Annotated in this window: 22 protein-coding genes; 5 read left to right on the top strand and 17 right to left on the bottom strand. The window is 51.2% G+C overall.

Annotated features, from left to right (window positions below; all coding sequences use genetic code 11):
• Positions 1-47 precede the first annotated feature (47 nt).
• On the top strand, positions 48-1475 hold the full coding sequence (locus C1714_RS07345) for an MATE family efflux transporter (RefSeq protein ID WP_102343178.1): 1428 nt from the start codon (positions 48-50) through the stop codon (positions 1473-1475).
• Here the strand turns inward: C1714_RS07345 and pdxR are convergent.
• Entirely contained in the window at positions 1369-2499 is a 1131-nt protein-coding gene (gene pdxR / locus C1714_RS07340; RefSeq protein WP_102342572.1) for a MocR-like pyridoxine biosynthesis transcription factor PdxR, read from the bottom strand. The genes C1714_RS07345 and pdxR overlap by 107 nt on opposite strands.
• Positions 2500-2564: 65 nt before the next feature.
• Between pdxR and C1714_RS07335 the strand changes: the two genes are divergently transcribed.
• Positions 2565-3395, top strand: coding sequence for a PfkB family carbohydrate kinase (locus C1714_RS07335; protein WP_102342571.1), 831 nt, complete (start codon positions 2565-2567; stop codon positions 3393-3395).
• 75 nt (positions 3396-3470) lie between these two features.
• On the opposite strand, the gene C1714_RS07330 is transcribed toward C1714_RS07335, so the two are convergent.
• The 10 genes from C1714_RS07330 to C1714_RS14020 form a co-directional block, all read right to left on the bottom strand.
• Complete coding sequence (locus C1714_RS07330) at positions 3471-3794, bottom strand: cyclic-di-AMP receptor (protein WP_102342570.1); 324 nt, start codon at positions 3792-3794, stop codon at positions 3471-3473.
• 85 nt (positions 3795-3879) lie between these two features.
• Positions 3880-4980, bottom strand: a complete 1101-nt coding sequence (gene ychF, locus C1714_RS07325) for a redox-regulated ATPase YchF (protein ID WP_102342569.1) — start codon at positions 4978-4980, stop codon at positions 3880-3882.
• A gap of 27 nt (positions 4981-5007) precedes the next feature.
• A complete protein-coding gene (locus tag C1714_RS07320; RefSeq protein ID WP_102342568.1) occupies positions 5008-5226 on the bottom strand; it encodes a DUF951 domain-containing protein in 219 nt (72 codons plus the stop codon).
• Positions 5207-6076 carry a bifunctional methylenetetrahydrofolate dehydrogenase/methenyltetrahydrofolate cyclohydrolase FolD gene (folD, locus tag C1714_RS07315; protein ID WP_102342567.1) on the bottom strand — a complete coding sequence of 290 codons (870 nt, stop codon included), beginning with the start codon at positions 6074-6076 and terminating at the stop codon, positions 5207-5209. Before folD ends, C1714_RS07320 begins: the two co-directional genes overlap by 20 nt.
• Complete coding sequence (dtd, locus tag C1714_RS07310) at positions 6069-6524, bottom strand: D-aminoacyl-tRNA deacylase (RefSeq protein ID WP_102342566.1); 456 nt, start codon at positions 6522-6524, stop codon at positions 6069-6071. The genes folD and dtd overlap by 8 nt, the downstream gene beginning before the upstream one ends.
• Before the next feature lie 14 nt (positions 6525-6538).
• Positions 6539-7324: a Cof-type HAD-IIB family hydrolase gene (locus C1714_RS07305; RefSeq protein ID WP_102342565.1), complete on the bottom strand. Its 786-nt coding sequence runs from the start codon at positions 7322-7324 to the stop codon at positions 6539-6541.
• Positions 7324-7668: a phage holin family protein gene (locus C1714_RS07300; RefSeq protein WP_102342564.1), complete on the bottom strand. Its 345-nt coding sequence runs from the start codon at positions 7666-7668 to the stop codon at positions 7324-7326. Before C1714_RS07300 ends, C1714_RS07305 begins: the two co-directional genes overlap by 1 nt.
• A gap of 19 nt (positions 7669-7687) precedes the next feature.
• Positions 7688-8956, bottom strand: a complete 1269-nt coding sequence (locus tag C1714_RS07295; protein WP_167849971.1) for a D-alanyl-D-alanine carboxypeptidase family protein — start codon at positions 8954-8956, stop codon at positions 7688-7690.
• Positions 8957-9050: 94 nt separating this feature from the next.
• Positions 9051-11603 carry a heavy metal translocating P-type ATPase gene (locus C1714_RS07290; RefSeq protein WP_245305076.1) on the bottom strand — a complete coding sequence of 851 codons (2553 nt, stop codon included), beginning with the start codon at positions 11601-11603 and terminating at the stop codon, positions 9051-9053.
• A gap of 121 nt (positions 11604-11724) precedes the next feature.
• Entirely contained in the window at positions 11725-11862 is a 138-nt protein-coding gene (locus C1714_RS14020; protein ID WP_167849970.1) for a hypothetical protein, read from the bottom strand.
• 131 nt (positions 11863-11993) lie between these two features.
• Here C1714_RS14020 and C1714_RS07285 point away from each other — a divergent pair, with 131 nt between their 5' ends.
• Positions 11994-12806 (top strand): histidinol-phosphatase, encoded by an 813-nt coding sequence (locus tag C1714_RS07285; RefSeq protein WP_167849969.1) that lies wholly within the window; start codon positions 11994-11996, stop codon positions 12804-12806.
• 69 nt (positions 12807-12875) lie between these two features.
• On the opposite strand, the gene C1714_RS07280 is transcribed toward C1714_RS07285, so the two are convergent.
• The 4 genes from C1714_RS07280 to C1714_RS07270 form a co-directional block, all read right to left on the bottom strand.
• Positions 12876-13295, bottom strand: a complete 420-nt coding sequence (locus tag C1714_RS07280) for a PPC domain-containing DNA-binding protein (protein ID WP_102342561.1) — start codon at positions 13293-13295, stop codon at positions 12876-12878.
• 25 nt (positions 13296-13320) lie between these two features.
• The gene (locus tag C1714_RS07275) at positions 13321-14676 is read right to left on the bottom strand and encodes an MATE family efflux transporter (protein WP_102342560.1); all 1356 of its coding nucleotides are present in this window, start codon (positions 14674-14676) and stop codon (positions 13321-13323) included.
• Between the two features lie 72 nt (positions 14677-14748).
• A complete protein-coding gene (locus C1714_RS14565) occupies positions 14749-14877 on the bottom strand; it encodes a hypothetical protein (protein WP_276829445.1) in 129 nt (42 codons plus the stop codon).
• Positions 14878-15086: 209 nt separating this feature from the next.
• On the bottom strand, positions 15087-15572 hold the full coding sequence (locus tag C1714_RS07270) for a hypothetical protein (RefSeq protein ID WP_102342559.1): 486 nt from the start codon (positions 15570-15572) through the stop codon (positions 15087-15089).
• A gap of 282 nt (positions 15573-15854) precedes the next feature.
• Here C1714_RS07270 and C1714_RS07265 point away from each other — a divergent pair, with 282 nt between their 5' ends.
• Positions 15855-16694 carry an IS1/IS1595 family N-terminal zinc-binding domain-containing protein gene (locus C1714_RS07265; protein WP_102342558.1) on the top strand — a complete coding sequence of 280 codons (840 nt, stop codon included), beginning with the start codon at positions 15855-15857 and terminating at the stop codon, positions 16692-16694.
• Between the two features lie 217 nt (positions 16695-16911).
• Positions 16912-18225 carry an IS4 family transposase gene (locus C1714_RS07260; RefSeq protein WP_102342557.1) on the top strand — a complete coding sequence of 438 codons (1314 nt, stop codon included), beginning with the start codon at positions 16912-16914 and terminating at the stop codon, positions 18223-18225.
• 323 nt (positions 18226-18548) lie between these two features.
• On the opposite strand, the gene C1714_RS07255 is transcribed toward C1714_RS07260, so the two are convergent.
• Both C1714_RS07255 and tnpA read right to left on the bottom strand, forming a co-directional pair.
• Positions 18549-19562 carry a hypothetical protein gene (locus C1714_RS07255; protein WP_102342556.1) on the bottom strand — a complete coding sequence of 338 codons (1014 nt, stop codon included), beginning with the start codon at positions 19560-19562 and terminating at the stop codon, positions 18549-18551.
• Positions 19563-19581: 19 nt separating this feature from the next.
• Positions 19582-19986 carry an IS200/IS605 family transposase gene (tnpA, locus tag C1714_RS07250; protein ID WP_102343176.1) on the bottom strand — a complete coding sequence of 135 codons (405 nt, stop codon included), beginning with the start codon at positions 19984-19986 and terminating at the stop codon, positions 19582-19584.
• Position 19987: the final 1 nt, after the last annotated feature.

Below are 19987 nucleotides of genomic sequence, written 5' to 3'. Positions count from 1 at the left end.
AAAGGATAACCTCCCTTTTTGTCTTTATTCCTACTATAATGCAATCCATGAAAAAATCTGCTGCCGAACTCCTCGACGTTGAAAATCCATCCGAAAAAGAAGTGCTGAGCGCTGTCTTCCGCCTCGCGCTTCCAGCCATTCTGGCCCAGATCGCAGAAACCGTGATGCAGTACATTGACAGTGCCATGGTCGGACAGATGGGGCGCAATGCGTCCGCATCCATTGGTCTGGTCGCAAGTTCCACCTGGCTGTTCGGCGGTCTGATGACCGCCTGCTGCTTTGGTTTCTCAGTGCAGGTTGCCCAGAGCATCGGCGCAAAAGATACGCAGCGTGCCAAAAACATCTTCCGCCAGTCGATTGCCGCCTCCATGCTGTTTGCCGTCATTCTTACGGCGATCGGCTGCCTGTGTGCCTTTTATCTTCCGGCATGGATGAAGGCTGACATGGACATCCGTCCCGATGCGACCCGCTACTTTCTGATCTTTTCACTCTTCATTCCGGTTCGTCTGCTGTACCTGCTCGCCGCCAGCATGCTGGAATGCTCAGGAAATATGAAGACGCCTTCGTTCCTCGGCATCCTGATGTGTGCCCTCGACGTTGTCTTCAATGCGTTCCTGATCTTCCCCGGTTTTTCGATCGGCTCCCTTCGCCTTCCGGGCGCAGGGCTTGGCGTCACCGGCGCCGCCCTGGGCACGGCCCTGGCGTATCTCACTGCGGCAGTTGGGATGTTCTATGCGGCTGCCGTGAAATCGCCGCTTCTGAATCTCAGAGAAAAAGGTTCCTGGAAGGTAGAAAAGAAGACGCTGAAGAAAGCACTCGATATCGGCGTTCCCATGGCGGCGGAACAGGCGGTGCTCTCCTTTGCCCAAATTCTCTATACAAGAATCATATCGCCACTCGGAGCTGCCTCGATCGCGGCTCACAGCTTTGCCGTCACGGCGGAAAGTTTCTGCTATCTGCCGGGCTACGGCATCGGATCCGCGGCGACGACACTCGTCGGTCAGGCAGCCGGGGCAAGGCGGCGTGATCTTGCCAAGCGCTTTGCCTGGACAGCAGCCATTCTCGGAATGGCACTGATGGCGGCGTGTGGACTGGTAATGTACGCGGCGGCTCCTCAGGTATTTGCATTCCTGACCCAGGATCCGGAAGTACAGGCACTGGGTGTTCAGTGTCTGCGCATTGAGCTTCATGTGGAAGCGCTCTTTGCGGCAAGCATCGTTACGGCAGGTGCTCTGCGCGGTGTCGGCGATACGATGGTGCCGTTCCTTATGAACCTGGTATCGATGTGGGGAATCCGTCTGACGCTGGCCTGGTTCCTGGTGCAGTGGATGGGGCTGCCCGGCGCATGGTATGCGATGGCGGCGGAAATCAGTGCCCGCGGCGTCCTGTTTCTGATCCGGCTGCTGCGGGGAAAGTGGCTTCAGATGATTCCGGAACCTTCTGGTTCTTCCGACGCTCCCGCCGCACGCGATTGATATGACGCTCAAAGGCACCGCTGCTTAACAGCCGGGCAATGACAAGCTGCGACAATGTGGAAACCGTGCAGGCATAAAAGCCTGCTTTTTTTTGAAACTCGTCCACCATGTCATGCGGAAGAATCATATAGCCGACACGAAGAGACGGGGAAATGGTCCGATTGAACGTATTGATGTAGATCACCGAGTGTTCCGGCTCCATGGAAAACAGCGTATCGACCGGCTTCGAGGAGATGGTAAATTCACTTTCATAGTCATCCTCGACAAGATAGCCGCCACGTTCCATTGCCCAGCGCACATATTCCTGCCGTTTTCCCGCCAGTGCCGTAACGCCTGAGGGATAGCTGTCATACGGAGTGATATGAAGAACGGATGCCTTTGCGTTTTTCAGAGCTTCCGAGACGATGCCGTCTCTTCCCATCGGAAGCCGCTCGATCGTGACGCCGTTGGCTTCATAGATTTTCGCTATCTTTTCATAGGAAGGATCCTCGATGGCATAGATCCTGTCTCTTCCAAGCAGCTGAACGATCAGCGCATAAAGATACTCGGCACCCGAGCCGATCACGATCTGATCCATCGTCACATGCATGCCGCGGCTGCGGGCAAGATAGCGCACCAGCTCCTGGCGCAGCTCAATGAGACCCTGTCCCTCCGGCTTGCGAAGAAGAAAGCCGGGATCATCTGCCAGTACCCGCCGCAGCGTCTGATTGTAGGCGGACTGCGGAAACACTTCCTTCCGGAAGGGAACTTCATGCCAGCTGGGCAGAGGTTCCTCATCCTGTGTACCGTAGAAGTCATCGGCACGATAGATTACGAAGCTTCCGCTGCGCTGCCTGCTTTCGACATAGCCTTCTTCCTGCAGAATGCGAAGGGCATGTTCGATGGTGATCAGGGATACGCCTTCCTGATCGCTCAGCACCCGTTTCCCCGGCAGACGTTCCTCTTCTTTGTATACGCCGGAAACGATGGCCTGCTTCAGCTGGCGGTACACTCTGAGATACGCTTTTTCTTCTTCTTTCTTCATCTGACCCTGTCATTTTACTGTATTTCCGACTTTTCTCAGGACCAGATCTGTCTTAAAGTAAAGTCATGAAACGAATACTTACGATGCAGGATCTTTCCTGTGCAGGCAGATGTTCTTTGACCGAGGCGCTGCCGGTTCTTTCAGCCATGGGACTGGAGGCAGCTGTTCTTCCGACCGCCGTTCTCTCTTCTCATACCGCATTCAAGAATGTCTACGGCACGGATCTGCTCGATATGGACCGTGAGATCCTTCGCAGCTGGAAAGAAAACGGCATCACTTTCGATGCCATCTACATTGGGTATCTTGGCAGCACAGCCGCAGTCAACGTTGCGCAGGAAGTCATCGTTGCCTTTGGAAACAAGATCCCAATCCTCATTGACCCGGCCTTCGGCGATCATGGAAGGCTGTACCGGGGCATTGATGAAGACTTTCCGAAAACACTCTGCACCATTCTTACAAAAGCGACGATCATCTGTCCCAACCTCACGGAGGCGTGCTTTCTTACCGGTACGTCCTATCGCGAAGATTTCAGTGATCCGCAGTATCAGCAGCTTCTGAAAAAGCTCGCTTCCATCTGCGACGGCACAGTGATTCTTACCGGCATCGATACGGAAAACGGTGAAATCGCGACCCTTCTATCTTCCGGGGATGGCGGATATGAAAAGTGTGCCATAGCAAAGGAACCGGCATCCTTTCACGGGACCGGGGACCTTTGGGCATCAGCCTTCATCGGTGCCTGCATGCGCGGCATGCCGGCAATGGATGCCATGAATCTTGCGAGCCGGTTCGTGAAGGAAGCGATTCATATTACACTTCTGGATCATGGTGAGCCTCTGTTTGGCACCGAGTTTGAAAGGGCACTGCCGCTGCTGATCAACGCGCTTCCCCGTGAATAACAAATGCCTTCCCGAACCTGCAGGAAGGCATCTTTTTTGTTCAATTCTTTATTGCTTGTGTTTTTGACTGGTGTCTTATAACTTGCGGAACTGTTCCACATCCAGAACGAAGATCGTCGCACCGCCAACCTGAACTTCTACGGGGAAGCTTGCATAGCGGCCGATATCGTAGCTGGCAGTAGATGGAACGATTTCCGTCCGGCGCTTAGATTCCGAACCGATCAGCTCAATGCAATGATCCACCTTATCGTCATCGGTACCGACAATCATCGTCGTATTTCCTGCACGCAGGAAGCCGCCGGTCGTCGCCAGACGCGTCACCGAGAAGTTCTCCGCCGTCAGAGCCGAGGAAACATTGGATGCGTCATCATTGGAAACAATGGCAAGAATCAATTTCATAAATTATGCCTCCGTCACTGCTTTTCTGATTTTATTGTAGCATCATCCGTCTTTCACAATACAGGCAAATGGCTCAAATTGTCGCTCAGACATTGAAACGGAAGAACACAATATCGCCATCCTGCATCAGATAGTCCTTGCCTTCCAGACGCATCTTTCCGTGCTCCTTGACGCTCTGCTCCGTACCGTACTGCATCAGATCGTCATAGCTGTACACTTCGGCCCGGATGAACCCCTTCTCAAAGTCGGTATGAATAATGCCGGCACACTGCGGCGCCTTCATTCCTTCATGGAATGTCCAGGCTCTGCACTCCGGCCCGCCGACCGTAAAGAACGTACGCAGACCGAGCAGATGGTAGGCTGCCTGAATGATCTGATCCAGGCCCGAAGTCTTGACGCCAAGATCCTCCAGGAATGCTTCCTTCTCTTCGCGGCTCATGCCAGAAAGTTCTTCTTCCATCTTGGCACAGATCGCGATGCAGGCGCTGCCTTCCTTGTCCGCAAATGCCTTGACGGCATTGAAGTATTTGTTGCTGGAGGGATCCGTAACCTCTTCATCGCTCATATTGGCAACGTAGATAACCGGCTTCGCTGTCAGCAGCGAATAGTTGCGGATATATTCCCGATCCTTGTCGCTGAGTTCCAGCAGACGGACCGGCGTACCGGCTTCCAGAGCCGTCTTCAGCTTCTTCAGCGTCTCATACTCACTGACCGCATCCTTTTCCTTGGTCTGCGCCTTGCGCATGACCTTGGCAATCCGGTTCTCTACCGTCTCCAGATCGGCCAGACACAGCTCCAGATTGATTTCCTCAATGTCGCGGACCGGATCGACCGATCCCTCGACGTGCTCAATGTCCGGATCATCGAAGCAGCGGACAACATGGATGATCGCATTCGTCTCACGGATATTGGCAAGGAACTGGTTGCCAAGACCCTCACCCTTGGACGCACCTTTGACAAGGCCGGCGATATCTGTAAATTCAAATGTCGTATAGATCGTTCTCTGCGGCTGAAAAATCTTCACCAGATTCGTCATCCGCTCATCCGGAACTTCAACGACACCGACGTTCGGCTGGATCGTCGCAAACGGATAGTTTTCCGCCAGAACCTGACTGTTTGTAATCGCGTTGAACAGCGTCGACTTGCCGACATTCGGAAGTCCGACAATACCTGCAGTTAATGACATACTTCTTCCTCTCTCAAACCCGGCCTATTATATATCACTTTGATTTGAAGCATCGCCTTTGATAATAACCTTCTTCAGCTTATGTTCAAACTCATGTCTCGGAAACATGACGATGGCGCCGCAGCCTTCGCATTTGATCTTGATGTCGCCGCCCATGCGGATCACCTTCCAGTATTTAGACTTGTGGCAGGGATGTTCCTTTTTCATTTCAACAATGGAGCCAAGATCATAATCCCACGTATTCATCAGCCAACCTCCACTGATATGCCTGCAGCGTATTGTGCAGCAGCATCGCAATCGTCATCGGACCTACGCCCCTGGGAACCGGCGTAATGGCCGCCGCTTTCGGAAGCACCGCATCAAAGTCAACATCGCCGCACAGATGTCCGTCGGCCATCCGATTGATGCCCACATCAATGACGTATGCACCTTCCTTGACCATGTCCGCCTTCACGAACTTTTCTCTCCCGATGGCCGCGACAAGAATATCGGCCTGGCGCGTAATTGCGGCAAGATCATGCGTATGACTGTGGCACATCGTTACCGTCGCATTGGCATTCAGCAGCAGCCGCGCAACCGGTGTACCGACCAGACTGCTGCGTCCCAGAACGACGGCATGTTTCCCATCGGGATCGCAGCCCATCCGTTTCAGCAGCTCCATCACGCCAAGCGGCGTACAGGGCCGAAAGCCCCGTTCATTATCGTAAAGTGCCGCGAGATTGAGGGGATGAAGCCCATCCACATCCTTGCTCGGGTCCACTTTATGAATGACCGCCTGCGGATTCAGCCCCTTCGGTAACGGCAGTTGAACCAGAATCCCGTCCACACCGGGATCTTCACTGCAGGACAATACTGCCTCTTCCACTTCCTGCTGGCTCGCCGTTTGCGGAAGATGAAGCATGCGGCTTTCAATGCCGACTTCCCGGCACGCCTTCTCCTTGCCCCGCACATAGGAAAGTGAAGCAGGATTATCGCCAACCAGGATCACGGCAAGACACGGAACCCGTTTTCCATCCTTCACCAGGCCTTCAATCTTCACTTTCATTGCGGCTTTCAGTTCACGGGAAAGCTCGTCTCCGTAAATAATTTCACCCATGCACAATCTCCTTCGAGTCGAGTACGATCGTCACCGGCCCATCATTCAGCAGCCGCACCTTCATATCCGCCCCGAAGATGCCTTCTTCCACCGGAATTGTCAGATACCGCAGCTGATCATTGAAGTAATGATACAGCGCCTCGGCATGCACAGGGGATCCGGAACCGGAAAAGCTCGGGCGGTTGCCTTTGCGGCAGTCGGCGTAGAGCGTAAACTGCGAAATCGAAAGAATCGCCCCCTGCACATCAAGAATCGAACGGTTCATCTTTCCAGCATCATCATCAAAAATGCGCAGCTTCGATATCTTGGCACACATGGCACGTACGATTTCTTCCGTATCCGCATCCTCAAAGCCGACCAGAATCATATAACCCCTGCCGATATCGCCATGCACATGGCCATCAATCGTCACCGAAGCCTCAGATACCCTTTGAATTACTGTACGCATCGTTCATCATCCTCTCATATCAAACCAAAATGCAGCAGCGCATGCTCAATGCCGTCTGCATCAATATCATCCGTCACATAATCCGCAGCCTGCTTGGCACCAGGTGAACCATTACCCATCGCAATCCCGGTACCGGCCGCTCTGAGCATGTCGAGATCATTGTTGTTATCGCCAAAGGCAAAGGACCCTGAAACCGGCACATGGAAATAATCACACACCTTCCGCAGCGCATCGCCCTTGCCCGCTTTTACGGAAGACAGGTCGAACGCGCTGGAATGCCATTGACTCGCACGCACCGAAGGCACCAGCCGCATCAGTTCCTCCGCCACACTCCATGGCGCAAAAACCGTCAGCTGATAGACGGGATGCGAATGGATCCGGCTCACATCCATCACCGGAAACAGTGCCGTATGAATCGAAGCCTGAACCTGCCTGGCAAGCGCAGAGTGCGAATTCATGTAGTTCACCTCTTCCTCAACAACGATATAGGAATAGCCATGACCGTTGAGCCAGTCAGTCAGAACAACCATGTTTTCTTCACCGATTTCCGCCGACGCGATGCAGCGTTTACCTGCATCGGTGATATATGCCCCCGTCAACATGATCCATGCATCAAAGGGAATCGAAGCCGACGGCTCCAGCTGCCCAAGCTCCGCAAAGTGACGGCCCGTTGCCAGAACAATCGGAATCCCGTTTTTCTGCAGCAGTGAAAGCGAACGCAGCGTCGAAGAAGGAATCGAGTCCGACGCATGGGAAAACAGCGTCCCATCCAGATCAAAGAAACAAATATGGTCTGCCATCACTCGTCCTTAATCAGGCGCGACACGGCGCCATTGAGAATGCTCAGAAACACCGCCGCCAGCAGCGTCGTCCAGAACCCCGGAACCGAAGCTGCCCCGCCAAGACGCAGGGCAATATGAAGAATCAGACCATCAATGACAATCGAAAACAGGCCCAGCGTCAAAATCGTCGCCGGCAGCGACAGCAGCTTCAGCAAAGGCTTCAGGGTCGCATTCAGAATACCGAGTACCAGAGCCGCCAACAACAGCGGCCCCGTCGAAGGAAAGGCGATCGAATCAAACAGCAGGTCCAGAACCCACAGGCAGATTACATTGATCAGCCAGCCACTAAACAGTCGTTTCATTTTCTCTTCTCCTTGTTTTTTATTCTCCCGGCGGCTTCAGGAAATCCGAGAACCGCTTCAATACCGGATACAGCATCGTCAGCGCCAGCACAACGATACATACCCAGTCATAGATCGTCATACTGTCAATGCCTGATTGGGTATTGCGCTCATAGGTAACGACTTCCTTCGCCGCATCGACGGATCCGGCTTCCTGTCCGTTGAGATAGAACACAACCTTTCCCGTTATCGCATCCGGATCGTTGCTGTCGGAGTTTTCCACCTGAATTTCCGCCGTCAGCTCCGGGGTTGTATCAGTTACTTTCATCAGAATCGAGAAATCGCTGTCCGCCGACAGAATGACATCTGCCGACTTGCGCGTACCATCACGGATCGCAATCGTCTGCGAAGGAATGTCATCCTTCCGGATCGTAACCGTCTGGTAGCTGCTGAAGCCGTAATCAAACAGTGCCTTGATATCAGCGTAGGCCGCATCCGCACTTTCCTCACCAAGCACGACCGCAATCAGACGTGTCCCGTCCTTCTCGGCACTTGCGCTGATACCGTAGCCGCCGCTTTCGCTGTAGCCAAGCTTGCCGCCGGTAATGCCTTCATAGAAATTGTCACCGCTGCGCACCAGCTGGCAGTCATTGGGAATATCACGTACCTGCACATGCTTGTTATTGGCCGCAATCGTATAGGAAGTCAAAGAGAAGACGCTGGAAAAGGACGCATTCGAAAGAGCACGCCGCGTAATTTCAGCGATATCGGCCGCCGAAGAATAATTGTTATCCGACGCAAGGCCGAAGAGATTGTCAAAATGCGTATCCGCAAGGTTCCAGTCTTCTACCTGCTTATTCATTGCCGAAAGAAACGCATCGTTGCTGCCGGACACACCTTCCGCAAGCATCGCAGCCGTATCGTTGGCCCCGGCCAGTAAAGTCGCCGCCATGCAGTCAAGGGCGCTCAGCGTCTCACCGGTCTCAATCCACAGGACACCGCTGCTGTGATCATAGGTTGCAGAGGCTGTTTCACTCATCGTCAGCGACTGATTCTGGTTCAGCGACGAAGCCGCAAGATAGACCGTCATCAGATCGCTCAGCGAAGAAGGATCCCGATGCACAGCGCTGTTGAAATCATACAGAACATTGCCGCTGTCCTGATCGACCAGCACCGCTTCCGGACCCTGCAATACAGGAGTGGAATCCGCAGTTTCATCGGCCCCTGCCGTCTCTTCCGCCTGTACCGGAACATTCCCGCACACCAGGAAACATACAGCCAGACCTACCGTAACTATCCGTCTGAACATACTCCTTATTATACAGAAATACAAAACGCGGGATGAGCGGTCAAAAACGCAAAAGGACAGATGCCAAGCATCTGTCCCCTGAAACATTCAATGCTTATTTTCTGCGGATTCTGAGCAGCCGCAGCGAATTTAAGACACACAGCATGGCGACACCGGTATCGGCGAAGATTGCCATCCACATATTCGCAATGCCCATCGCACCAAGCACCAGCGTAATCAGCTTGATCGCAATTGCAAACCAGATGTTCTCACTGGCGACTCTCTGAATTCTCTGACTGCTCGAAATGGCCAGCGGAATCTTGGCCAGATCGTCATCCATCAGGACAACGTCTGCCGCCTCGATGGCCGCATCCGATCCAAGGGCGCCCATCGCAAAGCCCACATCTGCCATCGCAAGTACCGGCGCGTCGTTAACGCCGTCGCCAACAAAGGCGGTCGTCCCTGCCTCACAGATTTTCCTGACGGCTGCGACCTTGTCTTCCGGCAGGCACTGACCGATGGCGTGTTCAATGCCCAGATCATCCGCAACCTTGCGTACCAGCTGCTGATTGTCTCCGGATACGATCGTCATGGCACAGCCGGCCTTCTTCAGTCCATTGACAGCAGCTTCGGCACCGTTCTTCACCTGATCAAGAAGAACCAGGCATCCTTCATACTTTCCTCCCCGTGCCACATAGACAAGCGTACCTGCCTCTGTTTCTTCCCTGCAGGTAATGCCGTGTTCCTGCATCAGCTTATAGTTGCCGGCAAGAATCTCAACGCCGTTTTCCTTGATCGAAATACCGCGGCCGGCGATTTCCTGAGCATCGCTGAGAAGAGTTTCATCCACCGTTCCACCATCCTTTGCCCGGATTCCCTGCGCAATCGGATGATTGGAAAAGTGCTCCGCAGCCGCCGCATCGTGAATGAGCTGCTTCTCAGTCACCTGCGGCGAGCAGACATGCTCCACTGCAAAGGTACCGTTGGTCAGCGTACCGGTCTTGTCGAAAACAACATTCTTCACCTTTGACAGTGTCTCAACAACGGAAGCTCCCTTAACAAGAACACCGCGCGACGAGAGGCCGCCGATGCCGGCAAAGAAGCTCAGCGGAATCGAAATGACCAGAGCACACGGGCACGAAATGACAAGGAACGTGCAGGCACGACGAATGCCTTCATTGACATCACCCAGCACAATCGCCGTAATGATGGCAGTCACAATGGCCGCAAACACGACGGCCGGCGTATACCAGCGGCTGAATTTCGTTATGAACTTCTCGGGCGAAGCCTTCTTCGACTCGCTGTTTTCCACAAGATCAAGAATCCGTGCTGCCGTAGAATCACCATATTCCTTCGTTACTTCAATGATGATGACGCCGGTCTGGTTGACGCAGCCGCTGAGCACCTCGTCGCCAGCGTCCACATCCTGAACCTTTGATTCACCGGTTAATGAAGAAGTATCCAGCGAAGAAGCGCCTTCCACCACGACGCCATCCAGCGGAATCCTCTCGCCCGGCTTGACACGTACACGCTCATGAACCAGAACTTCTTCCGGATCCACCTTGACGAATTCGCCATCACGCTCCACTTCGGCATAGTCAGCACGCAGATTCATCAGATCGCCGATTGAGCGGCGCGAGCGGGCAACCGCCCGGTCCTGGAAATATTCACCGATCTGATAGAACAGCATAACCCCGGCCGCTTCCTTGAAGTCGCGCATGTACAGCGCCGCAAAGGTCGCAACCATCATCAGGAAATGTTCATCAAACAGCTGACCGTGGCCGATACTGCGGAATGCCTTGCCAATGACGTCATAGCCAAGCACGATATAAGCCGCCAGCGCAAAGATGACGCTTCCTGTCCCCTCCAGGACCATGCCGAGCACAAACAGAACAGCACCGGCAATGATCCGGCCGAGCATCAGAGCGGCTTCCTTTTTCTCTCTGTCTTCGTCATCGACGGAAGCCTCTTTTTTCTCATACACCCGTTTCAGGGTCTGGTCTCTGCTCAGCAGCGAACGGATTTCCTGCTCAATCCTGGCCGCATCCTGCGGAGAAGAGCGAAAGCGCAGCGAAGATGTCATGCCAAAATCAATCGCACAATCCTGGACGCCGGAAATTTTAGCAACCTGATTGCGCAGACGTGAAGCCTCCTCCCCGTCCGCAAGGCCATGGACCGTATACACATAGCCCTTCAGGGACTGGGACACCGGCGTAATCTTTGTACCGGCACCCTGATCTTCGATGATGATGTTGCGCATCGCTTCTTCCACGGCTTTTTCACGGGACGCGAGGACATCATAGGTAAGACGGCTCTTGATGCCGAACTCGATGTGACAGTTGGATACGCCGTCGAGCTTTCCGATCTCTTCCTCCAGCTCCTGAGCACAGGCGGCACAGTCGATCGATTCAACGGAATAGGCAACGGAATGAACATCATCCCGTACTTCATTGATCTGTGTTCCTTCGCCCTGATCTTCACGGATGATCCTGGCAGCCTGCTTTCCTACTTCTTCCGCCTTTGCGGGGTCGCAATCATAGGACAAAACCGAGGCGACGCCGAATTCGATGTGGCAGTTGGATACGCCGTCGAGCTTTCCGATTTCTTCCTCAAGCTCCTTGGCGCAGGCAGCGCAGTCAATGCTTGAGATTTTATATGTATAGGTCATAGCTTCTCCCTTTAACATATGAACAGTTGCTCAAATGTACATGTATAATATATGCCCGTACCTTTCCAACGTCAATATCCCGAATGCAAAAAAAATCCTGCCTCTCAGCAGGATCCATGAATCAGTTGATTCCGGTCATCTTTTTCGTTTCTTCAAGAAGCTTATCAAGATCTATCCGGCTCGCCTTCTCGGCATATTCCTTCTCGGCTTCATCAAGCCGCTTTACAAGTTCATCCAGTGATTCCGTCTTCTTTGCCATACCGCTCTCCTGATTCTGATGTGTATCCTAGCCAAAACCTTCGCCGCATTCCAGTCTTGATTTTTCCCATGGAAAATGCTGACGTGATTGTGATGCGGAATTTACGTTTCCGTGGTATAACCCATTTCGTTATGATCAGGAAAAACTGGCACACCCACACCAAGCGCTGCGGCCACGCGGTTGGGGAAGATGAAGAGTACGTTCAGGCCGCAATTCAGGCAGGCGTCGAAGTCCTTGGCTTTTCGGACCATATTCCTTTTGAAAAGCCGGCCCCAACCCTCCATATGAGCATGGAGGAGTACCCGGGCTATGTCGCCTCGATCCGCCGGCTGAAAGAAAAATACCGCGATCAGATAACGATCTATACCGGCATCGAAGCAGAATACTACCCCGAACAGATCGATTATCTCCGCAAAGTACGCAAGGAACTGGATTATATGATTCTCGGGCAGCACTGGATCACGCTCGAAGATGAAAACACCTACGAGATCAGGACGCCGGACGCACTGATGCGCTATTGCGACCGCATCGAACAGGCGTGCAGTGAAAATCTCGTTGATTACATCTGCCATCCGGATGTATGTCTCTGGAGTTATCCCCGCTATGATGAGGCGGTCACGGAAACGGCCCGTCGGATTGCCGACACGGCGCTCAAATACGGCGTTCCTGTCGAACTCAACTGCGGCAGCGGCGTGCGTGACTACGGCTTCCACAAATATGAAGACGGAGAGCGTTATGCCTACCCTTCGAAGCCCTTCTTTAAGGTGTTTTCAGAGCGCCATGTCCCTGTCATCATCGGCATGGACATTCATGATCCCAGGATGTTCCTGACAGATGAGTATCTCAACCGGGCTCTCAGCATCGTCAAGGAGTTCGATCTCAACTTCGTACAGGATTACGACATCATCGCCTCCGCCAACGAAAAGAAAGCAAAGATTCAATGATCAGAAAAACGCAGTGTCAGACACAGATCTGTGCCGGCACTGCGTTTTACTTTGCAGATGTAACTGCGATCAAAGCTCCATGACCGTCAATCCCGTCGCCGGATCCACCATTCTGCCGATTTCTCCCGGCAGAACATGAATCACAATCTCGGCGGTCGCATTGATGACGCAGCGCTGCAGATGTCCTCCTGCCGCCGTACCGTCCTTTGTCATTGCCTGCATATGTACATGCAGAAACGGACTGCCGTCCTTCTTCGACACGATGCCGAAAAGACTGGTAATCTCGCTCTGCACACCGACATGAACCGGGAAATACTTCTTCTCTTTCAGGTCATAGACGCAGACATCAAAGTCATCGCTTGCCCCAAGTCCATTGATATAGCCGGCCGTAATATGTTCCTTTGCGGCAATTGCCTTGATACTGTCAAGAATTTCCTCACCCGGCTGAAGCCGCACCACAACCGTGTCACCCATTGTTCGATAGATCATTGTCTCACCTCCCTCTTCAACATACTCAGATCCGGATCTTTGTCCAGTTTCCCTGCGCAAACCGGATCCGCAGCAGAATCAGGCGCGACAACTGATCTGACAGAACGCCGGTCCAGATCCCGTGAAGGCCAAACGAGAATACACCGGTCAGCAGCCAGGTCACAATCGTCCGGATCAATGTCACACTGATCAGTGCCACATAGAGACAATAGCGCACATCTCCCGCGCCCCGCAGGCAGCCGCTGTAAATGACCTGGGAAATCTGGAAGAGAACGATGACGCTGGTATAGCGCATGATGATGACGCCCATTGCAAGCACATCATCGGCGCTGAAGAAGATCCTGAATAGATCTCTGCCGAAGATCAGACATACCAGGCCAAGCGCTATCGACAGCGCAAGGCCGACATGCTGGCAGATAGAACCGTATACCTTTGCCTTATCCGGCTTCTGTTCCCCAAGCGACCTTCCGATCAGGGCAACGGCCGCCGCCTGCATACCATCGCCGAACGAAAAACCAAGACTCAGAAAGTTCATGCCGACCTGATGGGCCGCAAAGGCGTCCGTCCCCAGGCGTGCCGCCATGATCGAAGTTGCCATGAAGCCAACCCGCATCGCAACATTTTCAACAAGAAGATTCCCTGCCAGGTGATAAATGGACTTCAGAACCTCGACAGACGGAGCAATCTTTTCCTTCACGATCCGCCCAAGGGACAGATAGCCGTTCTTCCGTAACAGGGAGATGATTGCCATGATGGCCGATACGGCGGTGCCAAGTACGGTCGCAATCGCTGCGCCATACAGTCCCAGTGCCGGAAACCCAAAGTTTCCTCCGATCAGAAGATAGTTGAAGCAGATGTTGACCAGTGACGAGACGACATTCGTCTGCATCGCGATCAATGTATTTCCCGCTCCTCTCTGGGCAGCGTTGATCAGCATCGTCAGTACATTGAAGATCATGCCGCCCTGTATGACTGTAAAGTATTCCACGGCGGGCGTATGTGTATCTGCCGCCGATCCGCAAAGACGAATGATCGGATCCGCCAGTGCCACCGAAAGGACGCTGATCAAAGCACATACAAGAACGGACAGTACCACTGCCGTCACCAGAACGCGGTTGGCACCTTTGGAATCGTCCTGACCGCGGCGGCGTGCCACCAGTGCGGATACGGCAACGTTGATCGCAAAGAATACCGAGAGACAGATGTATTTTGGCTGCACTGTCAGACCGACCGCCGCCACAGCATACGTACCCAGCGACGAAACCATCAATGTATCGATCATTCCGGCAAGAGCCACAAAGAAAGACTCCAGTACCGCCGGCCAGGCAATGGAGATACTTTCCTTCAACAATTCCCTGCGATCATAGGAGACTTCAGACATCGTGGGATTACTATAAATCACCTGCCGTCAATCACCATCTTTTCTTTTTCACCCTCTCAGGTGAGGTGTTTTTCAATCGTTGTCAATTTCCAGTGCCGGGGCCCAGGAAACATTGCCGTAAAGGTCCGTAAACTGATAGGACAGCGACAGCTTTTCGGGAACGATCACATCACTGACGGTCCACGTTTGACATCCTCCCACGAATAGAATTCGTGGGATTCCTGCTGTGCAGATGAAGATTGCACAGTCTTGTCTTACAGAGTATTCAGCGCCGCTTGTATGCACTTGATACCTCGCATTCGCCCGGTCGCATATAGGCTCCGCAGACAGTCGGCTTCGCCGGATTTCCGCACACTGTGCGTACTTTCGTATGGCCCGTCCGATGTCTGGAACGGTTGATCTTTCTGGATTCAGAAGCCCCAGCAGGCTTGATTGCTGATGCCGGCCGCTTTCATAGCCGCCAGCTCACGGTTGGAAATGTCTGCGAACTTCTCAAAATCATTAATACATGCATCGATGTCCGGCGCATTCAGCGTATCAAGCGTATGCCGGATCAGGAATGCAGAGTACAGATCCCTCTGTACCGTGATATTGGAAATTACTTTGTATCGCTCGTTCACCCTGGACGGAATGTATTCTCCGGTGTCGTGATGGAATTGAGATGCTTTGTATGCAGAAGTCTGTATCTCAAAGTATGGTATATCCATCACTTCTGCTTTTCTCTTCAGCTCCAGAAGGAATCTGCCCGGAGCGTGATTCTTAATCGAATGACCGTATCGCTTCTTCCGCTTGTACTTATGGACAATCTTTCCGTTGATTACAGTTTCCTTGCCGCTCCGTTCGGTCTTTTTTGATCTTTTCTGCATTGCCTTCAGACGGACCGGTTCAACGATCACTTCGTCCGCGCTGCTCAGGATGCGGTTGATCTGCCGCCGATGAGAACAGAGAACATAAGCGGCTTCTTTTCTGTGCAGAACACGAATTCTCTTTTTCAGACGCTTTGCCTGCCGGGAGATGTGCCATTTCTTTTAAGGCCGGATTTGCACACGGGTGCTAATTGGCATACGATTGAGGCAGTTCCGAAAGGAACTTAGAAAGTATGCTTAGGCAGGCAGCTGTGTACTTGGTGCGTGGTGGCCCTGCACTGCTGTCTGCCTAAGTCTAGGGCCACCACCTTAATGAAATCAAAGTCGAATCGTTTTAAATCCCGGCGTAAAACGCCCTGGGATTTTTTACCTGTCCGCACTTCTTCCGAAGACTTTATTCGGAATGACGTCATAACCCATTACAGCCAGCGTCATCCGCAAATTAGCAGTTCTGATGAGATACGTCTTGTTAACTCCTATCAACCGCATTCATGCAGGTACTGCGGTTCTACTGATTTTAAGAAAGATGGTCATTCTTCAAACGGCATTCAGATCTATCGCTGCAATGCTTGCCATCGAAAGTTCACTGTAATTACAGGAACGATTTTTGCCGACCATAAGATATCAATTACCGAGTGGATCGAATACTGGCGAAATCTTCTTGAATATCTTAGCCTGACGGCAGACTCATGGAATAACAGAAACGCTTTTACAACCGCAAAATACTGGTTCAAGAAGACTTGCCTGCTGCTGCGGAACATTCAGGATCCTATACTCTTAGACGGGAATATCTACTGTGATGAAACCTATCTCCCTGTACGCAGTGAAGATATCATTCGCAAAGAAAATAATCATAAGCTGCGTGGGCATTCCAGAAACCAGATGTGCATTGAGACAATTACGGACGGCGAACCTGTATTCGTCAAATTCATTGGCCTTGGACAGCCAACGCAGAAGGATGTATATGAAGTTTTGAAGGATCATATTAAGCCGGAATCAACATTAATCACCGATAAAGATGTTTGTCACAAAATGCTGGTTCGAAAGCTCGATTTAGAAAACATTGAGTACGACTCCAAGAAGATAAAAAAACTCCCGGATAACAAGAACCCGTTAAATGAAATTAACCAGGTACACAACCAATGTCAGTAAGTTAACAGGAAACACTGACTTCTGACAAGAAACACTCGTTTCAAAATATGGCGAGTGTTTTTTATTTTGCAAAGTGCTATGCCAAGACGTTTTCACCACTTACATAAAAGCATCAGAAAATGCATAAACATGCACTTTTTTCAAAAAGGCACTTGACAGGCTGAGCACAGGAATTTTTAGACAATCCGAAGGAAATTGTAGGGGGTATTTTTCGACTATGGTTTCCTATCTCTATTCGCTGGGCGCTGTTCATAAGCATCTCAATGATGCGATCAACTATGTGTCTTCTTCTATTGGCTGCTACTGCAAATCTCCCGGGTTTGATTTCACCCGCAAGCGTAAACTGCCGCCGGAAGAGCTCATGAAATTCCTGATCCAGTTCCAATCCAAATCATTATCTTCTGAGATCGGAGATTATTTCACTGATATGGAGGTCCCTCCATCTGTTTCTGCTGTCATTCAACAGCGGCGGAAATTGGATCCCCGGGCGCTGTATCGGGTATTCACTTTATTCACTGACAGTATTAACGTCAACAATCGGTTTCAGGGATATCGACTTCTGGCTTCCGACGGATCCGATATCAATATTCCATATAATCCGGAAGACAGTGAGACTTATCATATCCAGAACGGAATGGCACGAGGCTTTAATCAGCTTCATCTGAATGCGTTATACGATGTTTTGAATCGCTGTTATGCCGACATTGAGATTGATACAGCAGCCAAATCAAATGAGCCCAATGCCGCAGAAGAAATGCTTGAAAAGAATGCAGAGAAATATGGAAAGTTCATTTATATTGCCGATCGCGGTTATGAGAAATATCAGCTGCTGGCATTTCTCACTGAGAACCAGATAAAATACATCATTCGCGTCAAAGATATCTCAAGCAATGGGATTCTCAGCACCATGAATTTGAAGGATGAGGAGTTCGACCTTGATCTGGGAAAAGAAATTACCAGACTGCAGACCAATGAAGTAAAGCGGCATCCGGAAAAATATGTCCGTATCATGAATAATCAGCTCTTCCGATTTCTTCCCATCGAAGAAGAATCGTATTATCTGAATTTTCGGGCAGTACGATTCAAAATCACCGACGATACTTATGAATGCCTGATTACCAACCTGCCAGGAGATCAGTTCCCGATCAGCGTAATGAAAGAGCTGTATCACCAAAGATGGGGCATTGAAGGAAGTTTTCGCGAGTTGAAATATACTATCGGGCTTACCGAATTTCATGGCAGAAACATACAGTTTCTTTATCAGGAAATCTATGCGCGGACAATTCTGTATAACCTCTGCCAGTTCATTGTGGCAGCCGTGCCGTCAGAAAAGTCAGCCACCATACATGAGTACAGATTCAATTTCAGCTCTGCTGTGACAAATATCAGGCAGTATCTTGCAGGCCATATTGATGAGGAGAAGCTGATACTCAGAATAAAAAAGTTCCTGATCCCAATCAGACCAGGAAGATCGTTTGTTAGAAATATACGTTCTCAATCCGCAAAGTTGTTTACGTATAGATCTGCCTAACGATCAGAGTATAAAACATCCGCAAACCTAAATCCACCGATTTTCGTGACAGGCAATCGCTCTGTCCTTTTCGTTTTGGCAAAATGTGTCAGTTTTGATCACACGATCCGGAAGAAAAGCCACACCGTTGATCATCTCAATCATCAGTGTGGCTCAGAATGCCAACTGCAACAGATATCAGGGCTTTTCAAGCCCTTAACTTAACGCCATTGGGTACACAACCTCCTCCAAAAATTCTTGAAAGCCCACAGTGGTTTCGAGAGGGACGATCTGCCAGACTATCTGAACTTGTTCGCACTGATCTATAACGCACCAAATGACATCTACGAAAAGATCGACTTTCTGTTAAATCTAGGATTTGAAACGCCTGAAACGCTTAGATACAGAACATTGTTTGCCGGAAAAAAGGCAAGATCAGGGGGCCGATAGCACCCGTGTGCAAATCCGGCCTGTTTCTTTTTACCTTTTCGGACTGTCCCGTCTTCTGCATAGTTATCCGGATTTGCCATTCGCATCTTATGATCAAGAAGAGCCTGCAGATGCCGGACCGCTTTCTCATAGCGGATGGAATCCGGTGCCAGATTTTCCAGCATCACCTGGTCTTCCGATTCTGCGGCAACCGTTGAAGTCCCAAGGTCAATGCCGACTCTGTGCCCTTGTCTGGATTTTTCATTATGCGGAGGGTCACCTTCCAATACAATGACGGCATAATATTTCCATCCGCTGCTGAACTCGATCCGCTTCAGATAACAGTAGCGCACACGGGCATCTCCGTCCCTGACAGACTGCATATATGCAGAATCCGGAGTCTTCAGTGCATAGTGACGTTTCATAAACACAAGATCATTCCATCCGTTCAGGCGAATCCCATTATTGTCTTTCTGGGGAATGGTATCCATCTCCGTAAGCCTCTTAAAATGCAGAGATCTGCCTTTGCCATAGAGAACGGATTCAGCCCCTTTCCATACCTGATCGGCAATCGCCTGCATCTGATGGGAAGTAAGCCATGCACGGTATTTGTGCTGCTGAACAGAAAGGTATTTTTCAAAATCCGTTTTGGAGAGGCCATAGGCTTTCTGCTTCTCCTGCATTAGCGCAGAAAGTTCTTTCTTCCGGCGTTTCTGATCTTTGTTCAGGTCTTCTGTCTTCTTCCCTGAGAATCTGCGCCCGTATTCTTCTCTTGCATTCCGATAGGCACGATCACAATTCAGCGCATTCATCCTCTGCTGCGCACAACAGACCATGAGATTGCTGGATTTCCAGGCATAGAAAAAGCATTTATTGAAATACGCTTCTGCAGATTTATCTGTATCAATTGGAAGCCGTACCGTGAACATAAATGCTTTCACCTTTCTCTTAAGGTCTTGTCTTCTGCGTCTCTACATAATGCCGTATCGTGGCAGAACTCACCTTCCCTGCCGTTGAGACAAAATAGCTTCGCGTCCATAAGGCGGACATCGAGTTCAATGCAGAAAACTGCATTCTGATTTTACGGGAAGTCGCACCCTTGATCCATTTCATGATTTCATAAGGCGCCGTTGTGGGCGGAGCAGAAACAAACAGATGCACATGATCGTGATCGCACTCCATCGCAAGGATCTGAAGATCGTGCTGCCCGCACACTTCTTCCACCAGTTTTTTGAAGTATTCATCTACGCCCAGAACGTCGAATATTTTTCTGCGGTAGCGGGGGCAGAAAACGAAATGATAATTCAGCAGCGAAACCGTCGTATTTGTGCGTCTGTATGCGTCTTTTTCCATA

It is taken from the genome of Galactobacillus timonensis (assembly GCF_900240265.1).
GTDB lineage: Bacteria > Bacillota_I > Bacilli_A > Erysipelotrichales > Erysipelotrichaceae > Bulleidia > Bulleidia timonensis.
Note: the sequence above shows the minus strand (reverse complement) of the source record. Positions and strands in the feature narration are given on the sequence as shown.